Below are 24,794 nucleotides of genomic sequence, written 5' to 3'. Positions count from 1 at the left end.
AAGTGAATTGGAAGTTATTGCGCGACTTGACCCGCATTCTCACTCTCGGAGAGGATGATGGTTTTGGTTCGGCGGTTGGAGGTGAAGTTGCCCTTCTCGTCGAAGGTCATCACCGTATCGGGGGTAATGGCAGCCTGCATCACATTGCCAGTCTGCACTTGAGGGTTATCGCGCATCGTGATGATGCCTGTGGTGCCGTCGTAAACCGCATGGCGGCAGAAGGCTCTTTGCACTTCACCTTGCTCATTGGCCTTCTCGATCCGCACCATGGGTCCGGTCGCGATGGCTTTCTTCACTTTACTCTGACGCTCCTGCTCATCTTTTTTCGGTTTAGCTAAGATAGCATCGTTTTTGGAAGGCGCAGCGGGCTTCTTTGCCTCTTTCCCTTCTTCATCTTTTTCCAGATGCACGGTCAGTTCCTCACACTCGATGTAAAACTGCGGGTGACGTGCACGCACATTGCCGGAGTAAACCAGAACGCTGGTATTCGGATCGAACACCGATGAATCCGCCTCGATCACCGCCATGGGTTTACGCGTGCTCGGGTCTGGGGGGGTGGAAGCCAGAGGCTGAAGCAGTTGCGGTTGAGGGCCGGTCGGAGCCACCGCTGGGGGTTGATCGGCCGCCGGGGTGGTCGTGGTGGCAGCGGGAGGGGTCTGTTGCTGAGCCGCAGCACGGGCGTCCATCAGCTTCTGGGCCTCAGGGAGGAGGTTTTTAGCAGCCGCCTTGGCCGCTTCAGCCGCTTGCGCTTTGATTTCTGGAGATTGCAGAGCGGCCTTGGCTGCATCGGTGAGATTACCCGGCAGATTTCCCATCAAGCCTTTCGCGGCTTCCTTCGCCTTATCGAGCTGACCATTGGCCTGAGCCTGACGCAGTTTTTCCGCAGCCTCTTCCATCTGCTTTTTCTGCTCTCCGGTGGGCGTGGTGAGACGCGACGCCCCCTGCCCGCTGGCCGACAGGACCATGCAGCTCAGTGCCATGGCTATGCTGGTGATCGTTCTCATGTCAGTTGGTTGGTTGGTTGTCTTTCGATTGGCCCGAGACCGTGTCAGTGTCAAAGATCAAAGTGCGCACGCGGCCTTTCATGCTGGAGACAGAGGTGGCCGAGTTAAAGACCATGGAATCTCCCTCCATCTCGAAATCCGCACGAGAAACCCGGCTGCGCTCGCCACTGCGCAGCACTTTTTCGGTCATGTTGTAAATCGCGCTTTTCAGATCCACGCGCATGTTTTCCGCCGGAGTTTGGCCATAGATCTCCACCACCACGTTTTCGGCAGAGAGGCGGTCATCGTCCAAACGGGTCACTGTGGCCGCCGTCAGCAAGGATGAGGGCTGCCCATTCTGGAAGGAGGGCACTTGGATATCGGCGTTCACAAAGCCCTGGGGGATCATTTTGCCAAACGCCGCCATGCCATCGTTGGTGATCTCTTCAGGCGTCGTGGTTTGGGAAAGGGCGGTCATCACCAGCCCCAGGCCGAGCCAGAGGCTGAGGGTTCTCAGCAGATCACCTGACTTCATCATTAAGAGTCCTCCGTCACGAGACTATGGATACGGCGCAGTTTCTCCACCACTTGCGCGATGTCCGCCATGGGCACTTGATTGGGGCCATCCGAAAGAGCCTTGGAGGGATCGGGATGGGTTTCCATGAAGACACCATCGCAGCCGGTGGCGACTGCCGCGCGGGCTAAAACCGGAGCCAGCTTGCCATCACCACCCGTGGTGGTGCCGAGGCCGCCGGGGCGTTGAACAGAGTGAGTCGCGTCGAAAATAACGCGATAGCCCAACTCCCGCATCCAGTATAGCGACCTCATATCCGTCACCAAGTTTTGATACCCAAACGTGGTGCCGCGTTCAGTAAAAAGAAAGTTTTCGCAACCGACGCTGGCCAGTTTTTCGGCGATGTTCTTCACGTCCCAAGGGGCCATGAACTGGCCTTTTTTCACATTCACCGCCCGCCCCGTCTCCCCTGCGGCGAGGATGAGATCGGTCTGGCGGCTCAGGAAAGCCGGGATTTGCAGGAGATCGATGTGCTCAGCGGCAATCTTGGCTTCCTCAGGAGAGTGCACATCCGTCGTGACAGGCACGCCCAGTTTCGCCCCGATCTCGGCGAGAATACGGCAGCCTTTCTCCACGCCGAGTCCACGGTAGGAGCTGATGGCGCTGCGGTTGGCTTTATCGTAGGAGGCCTTGAAGACCCACTTCAGGCGCAGGCTATTGGCGATGGCCCCCAAGCGCTCCGCCACATCCCAGATAAACTCCTCACTCTCGATGACACAAGGACCGAGGATAAACAGAGGCTGCGTGCCATCGACCGGCACGGAGCCCACCTTAACGACAGGGAGAGGGAGCATGGGGATCTTGAGAAATCCGCCCGGTGGCACGGCACCACCTTGCGGGGAATCAGCATAGCGAAGCCCCTTCTCCCTGACAACCGCCAAAGTGGTCCGAACGTGTAAAAGCACGACCGGGGGTTTTCAGCTTGGAGGGACACTCCGCACCATGACATACTCTTTATTGCTCTTCGGGTTTCTCTAGGAGCACATTCCGATGAACGACATCTTCCCGATCCGCTGGTTTTCCCTCTGGAAGTCCCTGATGAAACATATTTTTTTCGCGCTTGTCGGGGCCGGTGTAGCAGGTCTGGTGATCGTCGGGGTTTCTTCGTTGTTGGGTTTCTCTCGTCAACCTACCGAGCCCCCGGCAGACGCTCTGTCGTCTTCAGAAATAGCCTGGATCATTGCAGGATTCCTGGCCGGAATCCCTTGCCTGACTTTCCTTATCGCCCTCGCCATGAAGAGTTACAGCGTCGTGATCAAAGACGATGTGCTGATTGGCCCGAACTTCTGGGGGCGAAAAAAGCAGATCCCGCTGAGCGACATCGTCAGCATGCACACCTTTTACAACAATGGCATCAATGCAGTGGTGGCCAAAAGCCGCCAAGGCACGGAGATCTACATCTCCGAATACACGGAACGCCTGGAAGAGCTGTTTTGGAAGCTTGGCGAATCCATGTCCGAGGAAGAAAAAGAAAAATCCCTCAGCGTGCTACCCATGATCCTGCACGCCGCTCGAGTCAGGTGAGTTTCGGCATTTCCGTCACGCGCCGAAGAACACCTTCTCCGCCGTTTTCCCCAGCATCCAGGCCTTGTCCTCTGCCGTCAGAAAGGGGAGATGATCGCGGATCAGAGAGATGGAGTCCGCGTAGGTGTGCCCAGGGTCCACCTGAAAGGGGCAATCGCTGGCCCACATGAGCCGCTGAGCCCCGAAGTATTGGCGGCACTCTTTGATCATCCCGCCCAGGTCCGTGTAGGGTGGCGTCTTCCGGCCCAGGGCATAAAACGCGGATGTTTTCAGCGTCACCTTCGGATGAGCGGACATGTGCAGGAGGCGATCTAGATGCGCACGGGTAATGGCATCCGCCATGCCGACTCGGGCAAAGTGGTCGATCACCACCGGCGTCTGGGGGTATTGGATGCACATCTTATCGGCGGCGGCCAATTCCTCGGGATTGATCAGCAGGCAGAGATTGAGCCCCTCATCCGCCGCCACTTTCCACATCTCCTGCATCCCTGGGGAGCTGAGCCAGGCACTCACCTCTTGATCTCCTTTATAGAGGCGAAACCCACGCACCCCCTGCTTGGCCAGATCCTTCATGCGGCCCTTCACATCCGCCGCGTTTTCATCGATGATGGCCACCCCTGAAAAGACGCCCGGATGAGCTGCCATGCAGTCCAGCATGTAGCGATTGTCAAAACGGTAGTAGCTCATCTGGATGAGCACGATGCGGTTCACCCCCTGCGGATGGGTATGCACAAAGAGCTGCTCTGGCGTGAAGCTCGGCGGGGCCATGTCTTTCTTTTTAAACCCTTTCGCCAGGGGATAGCGCTCCGTATCTGAAGTCCACACATGCACATGAGCATCAATGTAGTGTCCATCCTTGGCGGGGGCACTCATGCCCAGTTGCGTCCCCAAGGCGGCGGTGACGGTGCTGGTGACGAACTGCCGACGGGAGAGTGTTTTCATGGGGAGAATGAAGAAAGCAAAGGCTAGCGGTTTACGTGAAGGCGAGCAGGAATCTTTTTTGGAACTCGAGAGCCTGCTCCACCTGATCCAGCTCCACATACTCATCCACGGTATGGGCGCGATCAATGCTACCCGGGCCAAAGACAATGCTCGGCACACCTGCACGGGAGAGCTTGCTGGCATCACACCCAAAGGGCACGCCACTAGGCGCGGCATTCAAGCCTAGCTCACCCAACACAGCGGTGGCGACTTGCACCACGGCAGCATCGGCAGAGGTATCCAGACCTTCATCCACAAGCAGCAGCGGCTCCTCAATGTGAGCCTGGATGCCCGGTAGGCTAGCCAGCAACTGGCGATAATGCATCACCGCATCTTCGGCGCGTTCCCCCGGTAACAAACGGCGATCGATCTCAATGGCGCAGCGATCCGGCACAAAATTCACCTGCACGCCTCCACGGATGACCCCGATGTTGCAGGTGCCAGAGCCCACCAGAGGATGCTGACGTGCGGAGAGCCACTCTTGATCCGCCTCCAGGGCCGCAATGACCTTGGCCATCTGACTGATGGCATTCACTCCCAGGTGAGGTTTCGAGCTGTGCGCCGCTTTCCCCTGCACCACGATCCGGCAACGCAGCACCCCTTTGGTGGCGATCACGGCTCTGAGTTCCGTGGGTTCAGCCACGATGGCGGCATCGGCTTTCAACCCCTCACACAGGCTCACCACCCCGCGATACGAGAACTCCTCATCCACCACGGCCGCTAGCAAGACTTCGCAGGGCGGAGTGAGCCCCTGTTCCTTGAGTGAAGCCACGGCATGCATCATGGCGGCCAGCCCAGCCTTGGTATCGCAGGAACCCCGGCCCCACATTTTCCCGTCGCGGATCGTCGGCTCAAAGGGAGGGATTGTCATGCCCTGCACGGAGACGGTATCCGTGTGCGCCTCCAGCACGATGCGTCGGCCTGGATTCATCCCCGGCAAACGCGCCAGCACATTGGGTCTTCCCGGAAACACCTCCTGCTCCCAGACCTCGATGCTCTGCTGCTCAAAGAAACGCCGCACATAGGTGGCGATCTCTCGCTCCCCGGGCCCGCCCTCATAAGAGCTGTTCACGCTGTTGATGCGCACAAGATCGGCCAGGGTCTGGATCACTGGAGACATGGGGAGAGAAAGAACCAGCATGAGCAAAGCCGACTGGTTTGACAATCCTTCACTTCGATACTCCCAGCGCGACTTTGCCTACTCCCGCGCATCTTCTTCGCCACAGTTGCAAGCCGTGCGGTTTTGCCCTTTGCTGCGAGCACGATGTTTTTCCCCTTCCCTGCCCCCGCTTCCCGTGCGCTCGTGCTGATGGCCGCCCTGCTCGCCAGCCCGGGTCTGATGGCCCAAGAAGGCCCCGTCTCGCTGATGATCCGCTGGCTTCCGGGCAAGACCTATACCCAGGAAACTCAGACCGAGACCCTCACAGCCCTGACCGCACTCGGCCAAGCCAAGGATTCCAAAATGAAGGTGCATCAGGTCACCTCCATTGCCGTCACCGAGACGGAAAAAGGCCACAAGGAAGCCCGCGTCACTTTTGAAAAAATGAACGGAGAAGTCACCCTAAATGGCCAGCAGGAAACCTTCGATTCCGCCGATCTCTCCAAAGCCCCCGATGTCATCAAAGCCTCCGTGGGGCAGAGTGTGGGCAAGTCCTTCGTGCTCATTTACGACGAAAACGATAACTTCCTCGACGTGCGAGATACCGCCGGAATGGCCCCTGCCAATATGGGCAATCCCGTGCTGACCCGCATCGCTGAAGCGAAAGAAGTGGCCGAACTTTATCGCCGTTCACTCGAAATGGGCCTGCAGCAGCGCAGCGTGAAACCTGGCGACCGCTGGAATGCCGAGCACACCCTGAAATTCCCCAGTGCCGGTTCTGTCAATGTGGAACTGCGAGTCAAGTTCGATGCCATTGTAAACTACGACGGACACCCCCACGCCAAGGTGAGTTTCGAGGGTGATATGGCCAATGACGACAACGGCATTGAATCCCGCCCCGTGCAGATTGGCAAAGGATCGAAGGTCTTCGGGCAGATTCTATTCGACCTCGAACGCGGCACGGTCGCCTTCGGAGCTTTCCGGGCGGACATCGCGCTGGAAATCCAAGGCCAGAAACCCCTCCCGGTGCGCCAGCAGGTGACCACGAAGCTGATCAGCGTGGAGTGAGGAGCGGGGGCTCGATAGAGATAACTCGGAGTCTCGATTCGAGATCAGGGATAACCGAAGGCGTGAGGGCGCGTGGAATTCATCCGACGGCGGGCACCATCCCTCTCGTCTCACGAACAAAAAAGCCGTCGTATCGCAACGACGGCTTTTGGCTTTATCCTTGGAGATTACCTCTCAAGCCACTTCGGCGGTAGCGGTCACGTAAGGGTCTTCGTGCAGCTTCGGCTGCTTGGCACCGCTGAGCAGCTTGATCCACTCAACGAGGCAGCCCAAGAAAACGATGGTCACCGCAATCAGGAAGAAGCCGGTCACCCAGGCATCAACCAGACCGTTGAACTTCAGATGGCCCCAGTCGGACAACTCCTTGGGGGTTCCACCCGCGGCGATCTTACCAGCGTAAAGTTCAGCTTGAGCCAGGAAGCCCATGCGCGGATCTTTATCGAACAGCTTGATCCAACCGGCCGAGAAAGTGGCGGAAAGCAGCAGGGCTAGCGGCGCCAGTGTGACCGCCATGTAGCGGGCCTTGCCCATCTTGATGAGGATGGTGGTGCCAAGGCAGAAGGCGATGACCGCGAGCAACTGATTGGCTATGCCGAAGAGCGGCCACAGGGTATTGATGCCGCCCAGCGGATCCACCACACCTTGATAGAGGAAGTAACCCCACATGGCCACCAGCATGGCGCTGGCGAAGACGTTGGCCGGCATGCTCTTGGTGTTGCCGAGCGGCTTCCAGATATTGCCCATGAAGTCCTGAAGAATGAAGCGGCCCACACGGGTGCCTGCATCAATCGTCGTCAGGATGAACAACGCCTCAAACATGATGGCGAAGTGATACCAGAAAGCCATCAGCTTATCCCCAAACGCACGGGCAAACATATGGGCCATCCCCACGGCGAAAGTCGGGGCACCACCGGCACGGCCAAACATGGTCTTCTCACCAATCTCGCTGGCCAGGGTATTCATGCCCGCCACCGTCACAGGATAACCCGCGGCTGTGATCACCTGCGTGACCTGCTCAGGAGCCATGGTCTTGTTGATGCCCGCATTGATGGCGAAATATTCACCGGGTTGCAGAGCACAAGCCGCAACCAGAGCCATCAGGGCCACCAGCATCTCCGTCACCATGGCCCCATAGGCCACACTGCGGATGCTGTCTTCTTTATCCAAAAGCTTCGGCGTGGTGCCACTGGAGATCAGGGCATGGAAACCGGAGATGGCACCGCAAGCGATGGTGATGAACACGAAGGGGAACACTTTGCCCAGGAACACCAGACCTTCACCGTTGCTGGCGTAGTCGGTGAGCTTCGGCATGTGCAGCTCGGGAGCCACCACGAGAACGGCCACAGCCAGCACCGCCACGGTGCCGATCTTCATGAAGGTGCTCAGGTAATCACGCGGAGCCAACAGCATCCACACCGGCAACACGGAAGCGGCGAAACCATAAATCATGATGGACCAGGCCATCCACTCACCGGAGCGCTCGAAGTAATGCTCAATGCCGAGCGTTTTGAGTTCACTGCCCGCCCAAACACCGACCAGCAGACCCACAATGCCGAAGATGGTCACATTACGCACGCTGACCTTAAAGATCGTGTGCCCCACGCCCATGATGAATGCCAGCGGGATGGTCATGGCGATGGTAAACAGGCCCCAAGGACTCTCGGCCAACGCCTTCACCACCACCAGCCCCAACACGGCCAGGAGGATGGTCATGATCGCCAACACGGAAATCATGGCGACGAAACCGACCACCGGATTCACCTCTTCCTTCAGCATCTGCCCCACGGACTTACCGCCACGACGGATGGAAGCGAACATCACAATCGCATCGTGCACCCCGCCGCCCAAAGTCGCTCCGACCAAAATCCACAACATGCCGGGGAGATACCCGAACTGCGCTGCCAACACAGGGCCGACCAGCGGACCAGGACCTGCAATCGCCGCAAAGTGGTGACCGAAGACCACCCACTTATTCGTCGGCACAAAGTCCTTGCCGTCTTTCTTGGTATGCGCCGGAGTCGCGCGCTCTTTGTCCAGCACCAGCACCTTCGTGATCAGCCACTTGCTGTAAAACCGGTAAGCCACTGCAAACGAGCACACGCCGGCGACCACCAGCCACAGGGCATTGATCGTCTCACCTTTGTGAAACGCCGAGAAAGCGACCGCCCCAGCCCCGAGGGCGGAAATAGCGATCCAGAGAAGAATGCGAAGGACTTTAGGCATAGTTGGATGGCGAAAATAGAGGCTCCCCCCAGCCAGGGCAAGGGCGAATGGCAGTCACGAACGTGGGGGGCTCTTAGCGCCGGGGGCGACGCACAGATAGACAACCGTCTGAAAGGAACGGTGCTAAACCGCCAACTCATTCTCCTCGCGTCGTTTTACACCATCCTTTTCACCACCTGCTGCTGCTGACGTGTCTTCAGGATGCTGTCCCCAGGGAGGACGCCGCTGAAGCTGGTTAGAGGGTAGACGATGCTGCGACGACCAATGATGGTGCCGGGATTGATGACGCTGTTGCAGCCGATTTCGGCATGGTCGCCAATGACGGCACCAAATTTTTTTAACCCCGTGCGGTGAGATGTTTTGCCGTCCGTGACCACGACTTCACTACGATCCAGACGGACATTGGACAAGACAACTCCGGCCCCCAGATGGGCTTTATAGCCAAGGATGGAATCACCCACATAGTTGTAATGGGGCACTTCACAGTGATCGAAAACGACGCAGTTTTTAAACTCGCAGGAGTTCCCCAGCACGCAGGCGTTTCCGACGATCACGTTCTCTCGGATGTAACACCCTGCCCGGATCACACAGTTTTTACCGATCCAGGCCGGTCCCTTGATGACCGCCCCCGGCTCAATGGTGGTGCCTTCATCGATGAAGACATCCTCGCCAATGAAAGCCCCCGGAGGAATGGCGCAGCGCAACTCCCGCTGGAGGCGAAATTCGAGATACGACTCGATCTTGGATAGGGCAGCCCACACAGGCTCAGCCGCCGGGAAAAGGATGCTGTGCTGGGTGCGGTTAAGGTCGAGGTAATCAGCAGGGAGGAACATCGGGAGGGAGATGCTGAGATTGAGACTTATTCTGAACGGGCGTCAAGACAGTACCTGGCTGTAGGCGAAGACTCTCTTCCCTCATCCACTCCTGCCTGAACCCAATGTGCACGACAGCTTTTACACCGTCATCACTTCTTTTTCCTTCGAAGCCATGTGCTGATCCAATTCAGCGATCTTTTTATCCGTCATGGCCTGCACTTCTTTTTCCAGGCGATGCAGGTCATCTTCGGTGATGATGCTGTCCTTCTCGCCCTTTTTCAGTTCCTCGATGGCAGAACGGCGGGCAGCGCGGACGCGCACCTTGGCCTCTTCACCCATCTGTTTGACCAGCTTCACCATCTGCTCACGGCGCTCCTGAGAGAGTGCAGGGATGGGCAGGCGGATAACTTTACCCTCGATGCTGCCATTGAGACCCAGTCGGGATTCACGGATGGCGCGGTCAATGTCATGCAGCGTGGACGAATCAAACGGCTCGATGCGGATGAGGCGTGGATCCGGGGTGGTGATCATTGCAATCTGCTTCAGCTTCATGTGGGAGCCGTAGCTATGCACGTGCACGTCCAAGCCCTCGACGAGACCTGGGGAGGCCTTGCCCGTGCGCACGGCAGCAAATTCGTGGATGGCAAACTCGACCGCCTTGGTCATCGCCTCTTCACACTCCAGCATCGTCATTTCGGGGTCCATAGACATAACGGTATCTTATAATGAAATTTGGGCGTGCAGCATGCCCGCCAGTGCCGCCCATGTCCACCGCGGAGTTGGGAGACTTCTGCCAGAATCGTCTCGCAGGCCGCTCCTGGCGCAGAGGCAATGATAAAAACCGCCCTTTCTTCTAATCGCCAAGCACACTCGCTCAGCCATCGGAATCCGTATCCATACAGAATCTCCCCCATGATTGAAGACTCACTCAGCCCCTTCAAGGCCATCTCCATGCTTGATGTCCTCGCCTTCCTGGTGCCATTCATCGTCGCGGTATCCATCGATTTGTTCACTCATAAAAAGGGTCAGAAGATCACGATGGGCAATGCACTGAAGTGGTCGTTGATCTGGGTGGCCTGCGCTGCCGCCTTTGCCGGATACGTCTGGTGGAGCTTTGAGAACAACCCGCGCACAGAGAAGTTTGGCGATATGTGGCGCACCCTAGATGGTAGCGGTGCGGTCAGCCTCTATGCTACCGGTTACATTCTAGAGAAGGCGCTCGCCCTGGATAACCTGTTTGCCTTCTATCTCATCTTTAAGTCATTTGGGCTCACCTCGGAGAAAAATCAGCACTTTCAGCACCGCATCCTTTATTGGGGGATTCTCGGGGCCATCGTCTTCCGCATGTTCTTCCTGGGCCTCGGGGCCTTCATGGCCAATGCCAGCCCCTATGTCTTGATCGGCTTTGCCCTTGTAGTGCTGTGGACGGTCTTTAAGATGTGGCAGAGCGCGGGCCACACGGTGGAGATCGACTATACCAACCACTGGTCCGTGCGCTTCATGCGCAAGCTCACCCCCACCAACCCTTCCATCGAAAGCGGGCACTTCTTTTCTCATGGGGTCACCCCGCTGTTCCTCTGCCTCTTCTGCATTGAGATGTGCGATGTGGTCTTCGCCTTTGACTCCATGCCCGTCATCGTTGCCGTGGTGCGTGATCCCTATCTCATGATCACCTCCAGCCTGTGGGCGGCGGCCGGTCTGCGCAGTCTCTACTTCTTACTCGTCGCCGCGCAGAGTCGCCTCTGGGCTTTGGACAAGGCCATCATGATCCTGCTCATCTTTGTGGCCCTGAAGCTCATCGGCAGCGCCTTCGGCTATCACCTTGACCCCGCCATCAGCGTCTCTGTCGTCGCCTTCATTCTCACCGCCGGAGTGATCATGTCTCTGGCCGTGCCTGATCCGAAGGAACTCAACGATGCGTGAATGCGCAGCTTGCTTTCACCATCAGGCTGAACTGAACATTCACCCGCCTTCCACCCACAGTCGGCGGGCCTTCCGACGCAGCCAGCGGCTTCCCGGTAGATTGACCTTGGCCGGCCCATCGGCTGCGAGCATGCCTGAAGCGGCCTCCACCACCTCCGCATCTACCCCCGGCAGCCCGAGTTGATCACCTAACCAAAAGTGCAACACCCTTGCCAGCAGAGCCGGATGTAGCTGACGTAGCTGACTCGTCACGTTGAGGCTTCCATCCTCCTCGATGACCTGCTCCTTTTCCAAGAAACTTAGCACCTGCTGTTTCAGATAATCCTCATCACGTGCGGCCAAGCGGCCCAACCGAGTCACGATGGGTGCCACATCGCGTGCATACACCGCATTGAGCAGGGGCAAGACCTCATGCCTCAGCCGGTTACGCCGATGCAGCGCGCTTCGATTGCTGGAATCTTCCCGATACGGCAAGCGATGCGCCTGCACATATGCGTCAATGTCCACCCGGCGCACGCTCAACAGCGGCCTAACCAACACCATGCCATTTAGAGAAGTCTCCACCTGCATCCCGCGCAGACCCGCGATGCCACTGCCTCGACAAAGATTGGCTAGGATCGTCTCGGCCTGATCATCGGCATGATGCGCGAGATACAGACGCTGCACTCCGTGCTGGTGCGCCACGCGCTGGAGAAATTCATACCGAGCTTCACGCGCAGCCAATTCCAGGGAGATGCGCTTATCCTTGGCCCTTTGCCGCACATTCACTTTCTCCACCTCACACGGTAATCCGTAGTGCCTAGCCAAACGCCGCACGAAGACCGCGTCCTGCCCTGATTCACGGCCACGAAGGCCATGATTGAGATGACACACGATTAAGGATGGATGCCCCGCCTTCATCAACAGATCCAGCAACATCACGGAATCGCGCCCCCCCGACACCGCGACGAGTGCAGGGGTTGCGAGATCGAGATCTGCCAGAAGAAACGAAGAAGGCATGGAGTCAAAGGGAAACCCTTCCGCACGCTTTGTCGGGAGGTTTCACAGAATTATGCATTGTTCATGAACAACAAAAGTGGGATGCTCGTCAAAAGCGGCGTCTTTCCGATCTTATGAAAACGATTCCTTTCGCGGGTGCCTGCGTTATCTTGACCTTGACTCTGTCAAGCTGTGACCGCCAGATCCCATCTCTGAATAACACAGCGGCCGAGGAAAACCAACGGCGCTTGGAGGAAACTCAAGCGGCTTATGAACAGCAGGCGGCAGATATGCAAGCTCGCAGCGAGGAGTTACAGCGCCAACTGGCGGATCTCCAGCAAAGCATCCGCGACAAAGAAAATGCGGAAATGCAGGCCAAGCTTGAGGCTCTCCAGCAAGAGAATGAGCGCCTGCTCGCGGATGCGGAAGCCGCCCGGCAAAAGAGCGAGGAACTGAAGGACGAACTGGCCAACCGACCTGTCGTCACCGAGCCTGCGCCTTACGTCCCCGAACCCGGCGGCCAAGCCTGGGTGGATCCCGAGACCGACTACTCCATGTTCTACGAGCAACTCAGCCCGCATGGTCAGTGGCTGGAGGTGGAGGGTTACGGCTATGCCTGGAGACCCGCTCTGGCTTCACGCTCCACGTGGCGCCCCTATGTGGATGGGCGCTGGGTCTGGAGTGATCACGGCTGGGCCTGGGATAGCCCCGAGCCCTTTGGCTGGGCCTGCTACCACTATGGCCGCTGGGTGCGCATCTCCCGGCATGGCTGGGTGTGGGTGCCGGGGCGTGAATGGGCTCCCGCCTGGGTTTCCTGGCGTTCTGGGGATGACTGTGTCGGCTGGGCTCCTCTGCCCCCTGCCCCACGCCGTGGCTACACCACCATCGGGTATGACTGTGACGTCAACTATGGCCTCTCCCCGAGCAGCTACATTTTCATCGAGTCCGCCAACTTTGGCCGTAGCAGCTACATCAACGTCACCCTCTCCTTGAACCGCATCACCACCATCTTCCAGCAGACGGTGAACGTGACGAACATCATTCAGGTCAACCAGCAGCAGTCTCACTTCTTCGTCAATCGCGGCGGGCCAGATCGTCATTGGCTGGAAAACCGCATCGGCAAGCGCATCCCCGTCGCTTCCGTCCGGGTGGAGCGTGCACTCGACCGGCCCATGGCGGGCCCACGTGACCGAGATCGGGACCGTGACGGTGTGCCAACCCTCATTGCAGCCCCCCTGCCCATCAGTCGGGACAAACGCCCTGAGCGCCCAAGCCGCATCGCGGAAAAAATCTCACGCCCAGCCCTCGTGGATGCCTGGACCGACATTCCTTCGGATCGCCGCCAAAACCTGCGCGAGCTCGTGAGCCGCCAAGCTAAAAAGCCGCCCGAACCCAAACCAAGCATCCGTGACCAGCCCCCCGTCGCAACCGGAGGAGAGCGTGACCGCGATCGTGATCGTGATGGCCGTCCCGGCATGACTCGGCCTGAAATTCGCCCCGGCATGCCAAGCCCCACCGTTGGAGAACGCCCCACTGAAAATGACCGTGAACGGGATCGCGAAGGACGCCCTGGCATGTCGCGGCCCGAGGTCCGCCCGGGTATCTCGCTGCCAGGAGGAGTGCCTATACCCCCCCCCGGGGATCGCACACCGGATCGTGATCGCGATCGTGAAGACCGTCCTGGCATGCCTCAGCCAGACACACGTCCCGCAGTCCCGGTTCCAGGCGGCAGCCCCACTCCAGGCACTGTTGAGCCCGCCCCAGATACCGGACGGGATCGTGGTCGCGACCGCGAAGACCGCCCCGGCATGCCAAGGCCGGAAACACGCCCGACCCTTCCACTTCCAGGCAGCACCCCCACTCCAGGCACCGTCGAGCCCACCCCAGATACCGGACGGGATCGTGAAGGCCGACATCGGCCCGGCATGACTCGACCCGGCGATAGGGCGGATGATACTGATGAAGCGCGCAAAGCCGAAGCGTCCCAACGAGAAGCCGAGATGAAGCGCCGCCAAGAAGAAATGGCGCAGCAAGCGGAGGCCGCGAAGAATCGAGCTGAACTCCTGAAACAACAGCAGGAGATGGCCCAGCAAAAAGCTGCCGCCGAGAAAGCGGCTGAAATGCAGCAGAAAGCCGAGGCTGAGCAACGTCGTCAGGATGACCTTGCCCGCAAACAAGCCGAAGCCAGCGCCATGACGGAGAAGATGGCCGAGCAGCAACGCCGCAACGACGAACTGCGCCGTCAACAGACTGAGGCTCTGAAAGCCCGTGAGATGCAGAAAGCCGAAGCCGCCCAGCGTGACCGCGAAGCCGCCATGGCGAAACAGCAGGAACTCCTGCGCAAAAAAGCGGAGGCAGATATGATGCAGAAACGCAACGATGACCTGCGCCGCCAGCAAGCCGAGGCCATGAAAACCCAGGCCGAAGCCGCCAAACGCCAGCGTGATGCGGAAGCCGCCCGCGCTCAGGCCGAAGCCCTAGCTCAACAGAAAGAAATGGCTCGTCAGCAAGCCGAAGCCGTAGCTAGCCAACGCCGCCAGCAGGAACAGCAAAAGCAGGAGATGATCCAAAAGCAGCGGGAGGAAATGGCGCAGAAAGCCCGTGAGGCCGCAGCCCGCGTCCAACAGGAAGCCGAAGCTCGCAGGAGAGCGGCCGAGGCCGCAGGCCGTCAGCGTGAGCCTCAGAAGCGTCAAAACAACGAGGATCAACGCGACCGCCGCCGTAATCCAGACAATCCGTGAAAAGCGCTGCCCCAACAAATGGCCTTAGGAAGTGATGGACATAGTGTGATAAAGCCACCCTCAAGACAATCCTCATAAGGCTTGGGCGAATAAATTTTAATTTACAGAGTTGCCTTTTAAAAATGGACCCGTTTTCATTCGGCCATGTCTGGCCTGAAAACATGGAATTTTTGTTTAAGCTTATTAGCCTCAACGGGGTTTCTCGTCACTCATACGGCGGCCCAGGAAAAACAACCTCGTGAGGAAAGACCCACGAATCCGGCCCTTGTTTTATCTCGGAAGCCTTCGCCCGAATTTGCAACCTCGCTAGCTCCGCTATTAACACCTCTCAAAGAAGTGCTGGCTAGGCGTGGGGACTATCCCAATCCTGATAAGGATGGGATCATTCTTCTCGATGAAAGCATCGTCCACACGGATGAGGCTGGAAAGCGGACTGTCGTGTATCACTACGTGGAAGAGGCTTTGACTGAATCGGGCAGCCAAGCCTTGGAAGAACAGACCTATCAATATCGAACGGATGATCAGAAAATTCATCTCGTGCAGGCCAGAACGATCCAAGCCGATGGTAGTGAACTCCCCGTGGAGGATCGAGGGATCATTATGGAGTCTCCTCAGACAGACGCTGGGGACAGTGTCTATGGAGATCGCGGGCAAATGCGCCTCATCTTTTCCCGCGTGCAGCCTGGTGTGGTTCGTGAGGTGATCGTCGTCATTGAAGATCAGGCCCCCCGCATGGCTTCCCAATTCAGCACGCTGGAAATCTGGGGAGCTTACTGGCCTACGAGGCACTCCCGAATGGTCGTGCATATGCCAGAATCTGTGGCTACCAGACTGAAAGAAACTCGGCTAGGGGCTGGCGTCCCCAACCCAAGGAAAAGCACTTTGTCCTCAGGATATCAGACTTGGATATACGAAAAGGAGCGCATTCCTGCGATGCTTTATGAAGCCGGGCGTGCGCCACGCGACCAAACAGGTCCCGCCGTCTTTTTAACCACGCTGCCAGATTGGGAAACCTTTGGCACATGGTATCGCCAACTGCTTGATGACCGATCCACACTCTCTCCCTCTTTAAAAACCCTCGCCGAAGAGTGGACAAAGCAAGCCAACACCTCCGAAGAAAAAATTAAGGCTATCTTCAGCCACGTCGCTCGAGACGTCCGCTACACGGGTTTGGAGTTCGGTATGGGCGCTCATCAACCGCGTGCCCCGGGACAGGTCTGGACGACCAGTTATGGGGACTGCAAGGATAAGTCCAACTTGGTCGCCTTGCTGCTTCGCTCAGTCGGTATTGAAGCTCGTCTTGCGCTACTTCAGACGGAACATGCAGGCCGCATCGAACGCCGAAGCCCTGATACCCGGCATTTCAACCACGCCATTGTCGCCGTCAAAACACCTTCTGGCTGGGAGTTTTCAGACCCGACCATCCGCTACGGCAAACCGGGTATGCTCGCCCCCTCTAGCTCCGACCGAGAAGTCCTCATCATCAAGGAGAACGATGTCGAGTGGACACGGACACCCGGCATACAGCCGAGCAGCGTTCATTATTATATTGATGCTTCACGTGATGAAGATGGCTCTTTAGAAGGCTGGCTGGAACTGAGAGAAACCGATTACTATGCTGCCACAGACCGTGCCTACTACGAACGGTTAAACTCCACAGAACTGAAAAGGGAGATTCAACCCAATCTCACCGCGTTTTTCCCTGGAGCACGCTTGATTGATGCCGAGTTAGGCAACCCAGAAACCGATGTCATTTGGCGGCTCTTCTTCAGTTTACCAAGCCAATCGAGTGGCAATGATACCCGCGAACCGTTGCGTTTCCCTGTGGGTAGTCCCGTCTTTCTTTCCGTGGGCAATGCCCAGACTCGCGAATCCTCCCTCTTTCTGTGGCCTGTTGTCTGGAAGGTGACAGGCAGCATCACCCTGCCGGAGGGCTGGGCAGCGACCGACATCCCTTCTGCTTTCGATCTGCACACTGACGCTTATGAAGTCGAGGGACGGTGGGAGTTCAAAGGAACCACCTGCATGCCGCATTACGAGGCACGTGTCACCCGCGCCTTGGTAGAACCCACCATGTACGAAGCCATCTGGCGTGGCACTCAATCCCTGCAAAACTGGCTGCAAAAACCCGCCTGGCTCACCCGTAACGCTGAAGTTGCCGAAGCCCCTTCACCTGCGTCCAGCATCTCATTGGGGAAATTTCCCTTGATGCCCAGCGGTGAAGGACAGCTCACTTTTGTCGAAGAGCGTTATCCGCTTTCAGGCAATCGCCATCTCCGCCGAGCGGCACTGCGTAAAACCCTGGAATACTTTCCGAATGATCCGCTGACGGTCTTCATGGCACGAGCACGATTGGCGCTCACCGATTGGGAAGAGAACAAAAATGAAGAGGCTGAAAAAGCACTGAGAGAACTGTTAACGAAGTCCTCCGCCAAGGTGGAAGAGGAGACGGTTTACTGGGCTCGCTACATGTTGGGAGCCGTACTGCAAGACAGCAAAAAATATCCTGAAGCCATTCAGATGTTGAAGCCCATCGTCGAGCTCGACTCACTCAGTGGCTATCGCCGAGGCTGGGCCAGTTACCAATTCTCACTGTCCCTTGAGGGGCTCAAAGAAGAAGCATCGGCTTTAAACATTGCCTTAGCAGGTCTGAAGTTTCATGATGCGGAGAGCAGTGGTTTACTGCTGAGACAGTCCGCCAAGCTTCTCTTCCAACTCAAACGTGAAAACGAGCTGAACGGGCTTTTAAAAACCGTCATTCAGACCTTCGATAACGAAGCAGCTCCGGCCCTCACACAGTTAGCGCGGCAGGCTTTAGGCTGGACATCGGATGGACATGTCGAGTGGGCTCAAGCCGCGATCCAAGCCCTCGAAGGATGTGGATTTGAGACACAGGACGAGACCTTTTTACAGCTTCTTCAAAACGGAAAAAATGCCCTAGCAGGTCAAACCATCGCTGCGGTTCTTCAAAAGGAACTTCAAGAGTATCTCAAAGCCAACTCTGAACACACCGCCCTCATTCCGCCTGCGGATGGTTGGCCACAGACGGCTGAAGAGTGTGCTCAGCGCTATGAGGCAGCCGCCAAGGTGATCGACGCCGACCTCGGTCATCGCTTAGCTTTGCATTATGTCACAGCGTATCCCCCTGACTCGCAATTTAGCCGCTATCTGTGGCATAGCGCCGCTTACTTGGATCATCACGAACGGATCAAAGAAATTCCAGCCCCCTCTCCTCTCTTGCAGTTGCTCATCAAGCTCGGGCAGAGCCTGCCTAAAAGTGATGATAACTACTTTGAACTCAAGTTCCTCCATGGGCGCACGATTGAAAATCGAGGGCAGGATTGGCAAGCCGCAGCGGCGATCTATGCAGAGATTTTAGCGGATAAGGAGATGCCGCAGGATTTCCGACCCTCAGCCCTCGAGCGTGAAGCCAACTGTTATGAAAAGCTTAAAGACTGGAAAAGGGCCGCGTCCACATTGTCTCAACTAGGAGAGCTCATCACCTACGGTAGCAGTGGAGATGGTCTGGCGAGAGCCGCCCAAATTTATTTGGAAATGGGAGAGCCTCAAAATGCGCTGAAGGTTCTAGCCAAAGTCGAATCCAACCGGGAATTCCTGCTTAAAAACAGTGCCATGGCCGACACCCTAACCGAATGGTTGGCCCTTGCCAAAGATGAAAAGGGCGCTTTGGAACGTTGGAAAACCACTCCCTCGTGGTGGCCCCAGTGGAAAGAACTTCGACAGAAACTAGACATTGAAGAAACCGAAGTCGAGCCCCTGATTCAGGATATCGCAGACACCGGTGCCGTCCTTCAACAGGCGATTCAAGATCAAGACATCACGAAGGTGGGAGAAATATACCGCCAGGTGGTCCACAGTAGCCGCTGGCTTCCTGCTCGTTCGATCGAGTTGGCATGGATGAGCGTTTATAGGCTCGGAGATACTCACTCCGCCCATCGGCAAGACCTGCTCAAATTTGCCGCTGCAGCCATGGAAGCCGTGGCTCCGGTGACGGAAGAACAGGGGCGCATACGCAGCATGTATCTTTCCATGTGCTACATTGACACCGGGGCTCCTGGTGCTGCCCTGAAACAGATCAAAGACTACTTTGAAACTCATCCGCAGGACGAGCATGCCATTACATTCGTCATGTCCCGCCTCTGGGCTACCCTCGCTAAGGAGCAACCAGAAGAGCAACCCCATGCGATCAAACATCTGGAGAATGACCTCCTCTCAAGCCAATTAAAAAACGAGCGGGCGCTCACGATCACCACCTTGGCAGGCTTGCTTCACACTCAAAATCGAGGAGCCGAAATCATCCCCTTGCTGGAACGGGAACTCAAACATCCCGCCATCATCATCAATGAGACGGAACGGCAGAAGCTCTCGACCCTCCTCCACAGCTATGCGGCCGAAGAGCAATTCAGCCAAGCGATCAAGCGCTGGCTGACGAAACATGCACCTTCCTGGTATAACGAAATTTCCCCCAAAAGCCTGAACGATATCGATCAAGGAGAACTGCAAGCCTCGCTCGAAGCCGCAGCTGAAGAGCACACGACAGCTGAGGCCATTAAACTGTATTATCTCGCCGCGTCAGAGAGCTCACTGTCCTCAGACGAGCGGGCCCGATGGTGGGCCACCGGCTTGAACATGCACTTGCATACCCAAGCCATCACCCAAAAGGAAGTGCTGGCAGCCGTTGACGCTATTTTAGAAGACACCTCCGCACCAGATCTCCTTAAAGACGCGACTTTACGCATCGCCTGTCTGGCCTGCGCAGATATGGATGCGGTCACAGAATACCAGCATTGGCGTCATAAGCTATCTGACACTCAGATCAGCCCCTTCACCTTAGGATTCCTAGAAACACTCGATGCCGTCTTCGGTCTCGACTTAAAGTCCCCGTCTCATCTTGGTCCCTTACTCGAAAAACAGGCTCGAAAGAACGATCCTCAACAACTGCGCCTGCTCGCCTACCTCATCGTCACTCGGGCAATTCTTCATGGGAATTTTGAAGCTACTCAGGCCGTCAGTGATGCCTTGGCAAACCTTCGCAAAGGGATCGGCACTGAGGCTTCTGCCCTGCAAACGCTACGCTTAGAAATCGCCCAACAAATTCGCGGAGCTAAAAAGTTGCAGCCGATCCATCAGGCCATGGCGTCGGTGGTGGCTAAGCATTGGGCCAGCACCCCCAAGTCTGAAGCCAGTGCCCCCGAGCCCCTTTGGGGACTTCCGGATTACAGCCGCTTAGGTTCAGCCCACTATCGTCAATGGATCACTCAAGCAGTCGCTGACGGAGTCTATGAGCGCAGCAGTCTGAAGGTTTGGTATTTCCTTGCCACCGCATGTGCGGAATACAGTCCGGCTCTTACTTGGGACATGCGCCGCGAACTCATTGCAGCCGCTATGCAGGCGGCGACTGATGACCAAACTCAACAGCAGATCGTCAACTTATGCGCCAACTACGTGGATTCAGACAACTCCACCGAACGCGACTACTTAAACACGCAATTCAAACCCTGGCGTGACGCCACCAAGCAGCCAGGAACCTATGCCGAAATCCGTGCTTGGGAAGCCCACACGGCGATGCGTAACGGTCTCTCACAGGACATCAAGGGCATCATCCAACAAGTGAAGCCCCCTGGCGTCCAACAACGGCTACGTGAGCTACATTTACAGCGCATGCTCAATCAAGGTGGCGCTCGGGAAATCAACGAGGCTCTCGATGCGCTCGGCACAGACGCCATGCTTGAAGCCAGCAATCTCTACTATGTCATCCCTGCCCTCCAAAAAAGCCAGCGTGAGGTGGAACTGGAATTGGCGGTCGAAGCCGCGAAGACAGCTCTCCGCGATGCCGTCCACTCGAGCTGGTGCGGGAACGACACGAGTTCCGTGCGGGTCGCCGTGCGTCTGGCCGGGGTTCTCCAACAACCGGAGCTTTTGCCGGACAACTGGTCCCGCTTCGTCAGCCAGTTTTATCCCGAACCTCATGACCGACTGGTCCACACCATGAGCGTGGCATTGTTAAAACAAGATTGGGAAACGGCCCGCCAAAGCGGCCTTGAGCTCACGCAGAAGTATCCCACCTATTACTCCAACTACTGGGGCCCTGGAAAAGCACTCTGGGAACTCGGGAAAAAAGCCGAAGCCAAGGAATATCTGAAAACCTTCACCCAATACTGCCACGACGAGATCGAACACCCGATGGCGGTGAAAATGCTACAAGAACTCGATGCCGCTGAGTAAACGACAATTCGACGAGACACCATCCCTCCAGACAATCCGTGAAGCTCATTTCCCAAGTCCCCCACTCGGGCGCAGATTGATTTCAAACGGGGACCGTGGTAGCACATAGGCATGTCCACTCATCTCCTGTCTTTTTGCGCCTGGCTCTCTCTAGCGCTCATCCCCGGCTGCGGGACCACACCAGAGGATTCGGAAACTCGTCCCCGTGGGCAAAACGTGCTGGATACCCAGACGCTCGATCAGGCGCTGACCGGGCAGGTGGACTTCGTGCGGCACGTCAAACCCGTTCTCGAAGCCAAGTGCGCCGCCTGCCATAATCAGACCGCTCAACCAGGACGCATGAGTTTGGCCAGCCGGGCTGAGGCCGAACGCACGGGCACCTTGGGTGCTTTCATCCTCCCCGGCCAGCCCAAGACCAGTCCGCTCCTCACACGTCTGGATTCCGCTCATGCATCCCTCAAAGAGATGCCGCCCGTGGGTGAACGGCTGACTTCGCAGGAAATTGCCCTGCTGGAGCGCTGGATCGCCCAAGGAGCCACTTGGCCTACCGGACCGATGGGAATCTTGAATACGGGATCTCCTTGAAACTGCATGCTTGAAATTCCTGGTTGAAGGAAGGTTATATCGCGTGGCATCTTTGTTGCTGGCAGGTGCCTGTCTCCCCTCATGCTCCGTTCTTATTCCCCACGTCACTCGCGGGCGGATTCTCTCCGCTCTGGAGGCGTCCTACCTGTCGTCATTGTTGTTCTGGCTCTCTTGGTCAGCGCTGCGATCTTTTTCTTCATTACCCGGCCGCAGATGGAAAAGGCCGCCGAAGAGAAAGCTGCACAAGCTGCGGCGGAATCTGCCAAACCCGCAGAAGCCTCCAAAAAAGAAGTCACTGCCACCCCTGCTCCGCCTGCGACCTCCAAGCCTGCGCCTAAAGCGCCGACACCTCCGCCTGCCCCCGCCAAGCCGAGCTTCGGCTTTGCCCGCCCCTTGGATCTGGGCAAGGAAATGGTGCGCAGTCTGAATGCTGGCGATTACAAGCGCGCTGGAGACTTGGCCGCAGCGGCGGATCCAGATCAGGCGAAGCTGGCGGCTGAAGTCTTTGAGAAAATCTTCAAGGGCATGAAAGCCAAGGTCGGACAGGAAGATCAGGTGGAACTTCTGGGCCTCGTGGAAAACAAAACCCGGCTCTCGATCCCTCTGATGCTGCCGGGCAAGAGCGACCCCGTGCGGCTGCAATTGGACATTGAGCGTGACACCGACATGGGTTGGAAAATTTCCAGCCTCAGTCTGCCTGCTGAGTTGGGGCAAGCGCTTGCCACTTCCGCTGAAGCGTCCTCCACTCCAGCCATGGCTGCCACCGCAGGCTCAGCAGCCGCTCCCGCAGCGGGTGCCCCAATGGTGCCCGCCGCTAAACCTGCGTCAAAGAATCCTCTCTTCAAAGTCGAGGAAATGCCCGATGCACTCACTTTTGGCAGCGACTTTGTGCGTGCCTTGCTCAAGCACGACTTTGAAGCCGCAGGTAAATATGTGGACCCGAAAAAAGTGCCCGCTGAACGTTTGATCGGACTCTGCATCGTTTTCGAAGAAGGGGAGTATGAACTGAAACCCAGCAAACCCCTCATCATCACGGTGGCCAATCCCGAGGTGTCCTGGATCATCGCTCAGGTTCAATCCCAGAAACTGCAACAATCCACGGAGTTCGGTTTGGAAATGCAGCGCAGTGGTGTCGATCAACCTTGGAAAATCGTCGGGCTTAACCTGTCTGAAATTCTCGGTTCCTTCGCGTCTTCCGCCACCAAACTCGGCGTGCCCTACACGCCGATCGTGAGCAATCCCAAAGGCGGTGAGTCTCTGGCCCTCTACTTTGAATACGACCAAGCGGAGTTGCATCCGCGTGCCCTCAAGCAATTGGAGATCGTCTCCAGCCTCCTGAAGTCTGACCCCTCGAAGAAACTCCAAATCGCAGGCCATACGGACGCGAAAGGAACAGACACCTACAATCTCAGTCTTTCCCAAACGCGTGCGGAGTCGGTCAAAAAGCAGCTCATTGCCATGGGCGTGGCGGAATCTCAGGTAGTGACCACCGCTCTGGGCAAAGCTCAGCCGCTGAGCCCGAACCAAAAAGCCGATGGCTCTGACGATCCCGAAGGGCGGTCCAAAAATCGCCGGGCAGAGATCTATCTCGATTTTTAGTATCCGCCAGACCTTATGAGGATTATGGTGGAGAGCTTGCGACATCAGCTCTCCCAACTGCTCGACCATACTCGGAAACTCTTTCGTCTGGGAGTCGGCTCGCGCATCGTGTCCGGCTTCATGCTCGTGGCGGTGCTGACGATGGTGTCCAAGGGGGTATCCTTCATCAAAGACGCCACTGTGGCGCACCACTTCGGCACGGGAGATTCCCTGGATGCCTTCCTAGTGGCCTTCGGGCTGCTTTCATTTTTGGCGGCCTTGGCGGGAGGCGGACTCCCGGAAGCTTTTCTTCCCACCTACACCCAGATCGCTCACCAAAAAGGCCGACATCGGGCTCTCCGGCTCGGGGTCCAGAGCACCGGTCTGCATTTCATCTCCCTGCTGATGCTCGCCGGGGTGTGTTACTTGATCGCGCCATCCTTCATCAACTGGGCCACCCGAGGCTTTAATGATGAGAAGCAGGCCCTGGCGGTGCACCTGATGCGGCATCTCCTCCCCTTCATGGTCTGCTTTGGCATGAGCTACCAACTCAGTGCGTGGCTGCGTGCGGATAAACACTTCATCGCTGCCAGTAGCTCCCCGATGGTGATTCCTTTCACCATCATCGGGATGCTGCTCATTCATGGGGCCGAAGGCTCCACCGTTGACACTCTGGTCCAAGGCACGGTCATCGGGGCCATCCTTCACCTATCAATCCTCAGCATCGTCATGCTACGTGCGATGCCGAAGCAAACGCACTTTTGGCAGAGCTGCCTGCGACTCTGGGAGCCCAAGCTGCGGCACATCGCACGCAACACGACGCACTTCCTCTTCGCCGGTGGTATCTTCAGCAGCACCGTGGTGGTGGATCAAACCATGGCGGCATGGCTGTCTCCAGGCAGTGTGGCGGTGCTCGGTTACACGGAGAAACTGTGCGGGATCATTCTCGCCGTCACCGTCTCCCCTTCCTGCGATGTTTTATTCCCCTATTTTGCGGACAAGGTGGCTCATCAAGATTGGCTCGGATTACGTAAGCTGCTGCTGAGAAGCGCAGGTCTGATTCTGGCTCTAGCCTTGCCTGCCACCCTGCTCCTAGACGGGTTGGCTCCCTGGATCGTCAGTCTGCTTTTTGAGCGAGGCTCCTTCACGGCATCGGACACGGAGCGAGTGGCGGAGGTGCTGCGTTATGCGGCGCTTCAGATTCCCTTTTTCATCGTCAGCAGCCTCGCCTCACGCGTGGTCGTGGCCATGCAGGCAACGCAGTTCATCATCTGGATTTCCGTGCTCGGCCTCTTCAGCAATGCAGGTCTCAATTGGCTGCTGATGCAACGGATGGGGGCGTCGGGCATCGCGCTATCCACAGTGCTCGTCCACATGATCTCCGCCCTGGTGGTCTGCTCGTATGTTCTGCGGCAGATACGAGTGAAATTAAAATCGGTGCAGGCCTGAAGGTAAACTTATCCCAGGAGTTGAAGG

Annotated in this window: 17 protein-coding genes; 8 read left to right on the top strand and 9 right to left on the bottom strand. The window is 57.3% G+C overall.

All coding sequences use genetic code 11. The annotated features are described in order from the left end of the window. Positions 1-14: 14 nt before the first annotated feature. From B5D61_RS20330 to kdsA, 3 genes are read right to left on the bottom strand one after another with little or no spacing between them, the layout of a single operon-like run. Positions 15-1,004 (bottom strand): LptA/OstA family protein, encoded by a 990-nt coding sequence (locus tag B5D61_RS20330; RefSeq protein ID WP_078815276.1) that lies wholly within the window; start codon positions 1,002-1,004, stop codon positions 15-17. A 1-nt stretch (position 1,005) separates the two neighbouring features. Continuing rightward, positions 1,006-1,521, bottom strand: a complete 516-nt coding sequence (locus B5D61_RS20325; RefSeq protein ID WP_078815275.1) for an LPS export ABC transporter periplasmic protein LptC — start codon at positions 1,519-1,521, stop codon at positions 1,006-1,008. Continuing rightward, positions 1,521-2,351 carry a 3-deoxy-8-phosphooctulonate synthase gene (gene kdsA, locus B5D61_RS20320; RefSeq protein WP_078815331.1) on the bottom strand — a complete coding sequence of 277 codons (831 nt, stop codon included), beginning with the start codon at positions 2,349-2,351 and terminating at the stop codon, positions 1,521-1,523. The genes B5D61_RS20325 and kdsA overlap by 1 nt, the downstream gene beginning before the upstream one ends. Before the next feature lie 196 nt (positions 2,352-2,547). Between kdsA and B5D61_RS20315 the strand changes: the two genes are divergently transcribed. Next, positions 2,548-3,081 (top strand): hypothetical protein, encoded by a 534-nt coding sequence (locus B5D61_RS20315; protein WP_078815274.1) that lies wholly within the window; start codon positions 2,548-2,550, stop codon positions 3,079-3,081. Between the two features lie 15 nt (positions 3,082-3,096). Here B5D61_RS20315 and B5D61_RS20310 read toward each other — a convergent pair whose 3' ends face one another. After that, positions 3,097-4,023: an amidohydrolase family protein gene (locus B5D61_RS20310; protein WP_078815273.1), complete on the bottom strand. Its 927-nt coding sequence runs from the start codon at positions 4,021-4,023 to the stop codon at positions 3,097-3,099. 31 nt (positions 4,024-4,054) lie between these two features. Next, positions 4,055-5,182 (bottom strand): M20 family metallopeptidase, encoded by a 1,128-nt coding sequence (locus B5D61_RS20305; protein WP_245846577.1) that lies wholly within the window; start codon positions 5,180-5,182, stop codon positions 4,055-4,057. 144 nt (positions 5,183-5,326) lie between these two features. Between B5D61_RS20305 and B5D61_RS20300 the strand changes: the two genes are divergently transcribed. After that, the gene (locus B5D61_RS20300) at positions 5,327-6,229 is read left to right on the top strand and encodes a hypothetical protein (protein WP_078815271.1); all 903 of its coding nucleotides are present in this window, start codon (positions 5,327-5,329) and stop codon (positions 6,227-6,229) included. Between the two features lie 174 nt (positions 6,230-6,403). Here B5D61_RS20300 and B5D61_RS20295 read toward each other — a convergent pair whose 3' ends face one another. The 3 genes from B5D61_RS20295 to frr all read right to left on the bottom strand — a co-directional run bounded on the left by B5D61_RS20295 (position 6,404) and on the right by frr (position 9,978). Next, on the bottom strand, positions 6,404-8,452 hold the full coding sequence (locus B5D61_RS20295) for a carbon starvation CstA family protein (protein WP_078815270.1): 2,049 nt from the start codon (positions 8,450-8,452) through the stop codon (positions 6,404-6,406). 155 nt (positions 8,453-8,607) lie between these two features. Continuing rightward, the gene (locus B5D61_RS20290; protein WP_078815269.1) at positions 8,608-9,285 is read right to left on the bottom strand and encodes an acyltransferase; all 678 of its coding nucleotides are present in this window, start codon (positions 9,283-9,285) and stop codon (positions 8,608-8,610) included. 120 nt (positions 9,286-9,405) lie between these two features. Continuing rightward, the gene (frr, locus tag B5D61_RS20285) at positions 9,406-9,978 is read right to left on the bottom strand and encodes a ribosome recycling factor (RefSeq protein ID WP_245846576.1); all 573 of its coding nucleotides are present in this window, start codon (positions 9,976-9,978) and stop codon (positions 9,406-9,408) included. Positions 9,979-10,179: 201 nt separating this feature from the next. Here frr and B5D61_RS20280 point away from each other — a divergent pair, with 201 nt between their 5' ends. Then, complete coding sequence (locus B5D61_RS20280; RefSeq protein ID WP_176159565.1) at positions 10,180-11,190, top strand: TerC/Alx family metal homeostasis membrane protein; 1,011 nt, start codon at positions 10,180-10,182, stop codon at positions 11,188-11,190. A 39-nt stretch (positions 11,191-11,229) separates the two neighbouring features. On the opposite strand, the gene tilS is transcribed toward B5D61_RS20280, so the two are convergent. Next, positions 11,230-12,189 (bottom strand): tRNA lysidine(34) synthetase TilS, encoded by a 960-nt coding sequence (gene tilS, locus B5D61_RS20275; RefSeq protein WP_078815266.1) that lies wholly within the window; start codon positions 12,187-12,189, stop codon positions 11,230-11,232. A 113-nt stretch (positions 12,190-12,302) separates the two neighbouring features. On the opposite strand from tilS, the gene B5D61_RS20270 reads away from it, so the two are divergent. The 5 genes from B5D61_RS20270 to murJ all read left to right on the top strand — a co-directional run bounded on the left by B5D61_RS20270 (position 12,303) and on the right by murJ (position 24,767). Then, positions 12,303-14,909, top strand: a complete 2,607-nt coding sequence (locus B5D61_RS20270; RefSeq protein WP_078815265.1) for a DUF6600 domain-containing protein — start codon at positions 12,303-12,305, stop codon at positions 14,907-14,909. Positions 14,910-15,053: 144 nt separating this feature from the next. Further along, the gene (locus B5D61_RS20265; RefSeq protein WP_078815264.1) at positions 15,054-21,155 is read left to right on the top strand and encodes a transglutaminase family protein; all 6,102 of its coding nucleotides are present in this window, start codon (positions 15,054-15,056) and stop codon (positions 21,153-21,155) included. A 111-nt stretch (positions 21,156-21,266) separates the two neighbouring features. After that, positions 21,267-21,740 (top strand): c-type cytochrome domain-containing protein, encoded by a 474-nt coding sequence (locus B5D61_RS20260; protein WP_078815263.1) that lies wholly within the window; start codon positions 21,267-21,269, stop codon positions 21,738-21,740. Between the two features lie 81 nt (positions 21,741-21,821). Beyond that, the gene (locus tag B5D61_RS20255; protein ID WP_078815262.1) at positions 21,822-23,339 is read left to right on the top strand and encodes an OmpA family protein; all 1,518 of its coding nucleotides are present in this window, start codon (positions 21,822-21,824) and stop codon (positions 23,337-23,339) included. Between the two features lie 24 nt (positions 23,340-23,363). Next, positions 23,364-24,767 (top strand): murein biosynthesis integral membrane protein MurJ, encoded by a 1,404-nt coding sequence (gene murJ / locus B5D61_RS20250; RefSeq protein ID WP_176159564.1) that lies wholly within the window; start codon positions 23,364-23,366, stop codon positions 24,765-24,767. Positions 24,768-24,794: the final 27 nt, after the last annotated feature.

Origin of the sequence: Prosthecobacter debontii, from assembly GCF_900167535.1 — a bacterium.
Classification (GTDB): domain Bacteria; phylum Verrucomicrobiota; class Verrucomicrobiia; order Verrucomicrobiales; family Verrucomicrobiaceae; genus Prosthecobacter; species Prosthecobacter debontii.
Note: the sequence above shows the minus strand (reverse complement) of the source record. Positions and strands in the feature narration are given on the sequence as shown.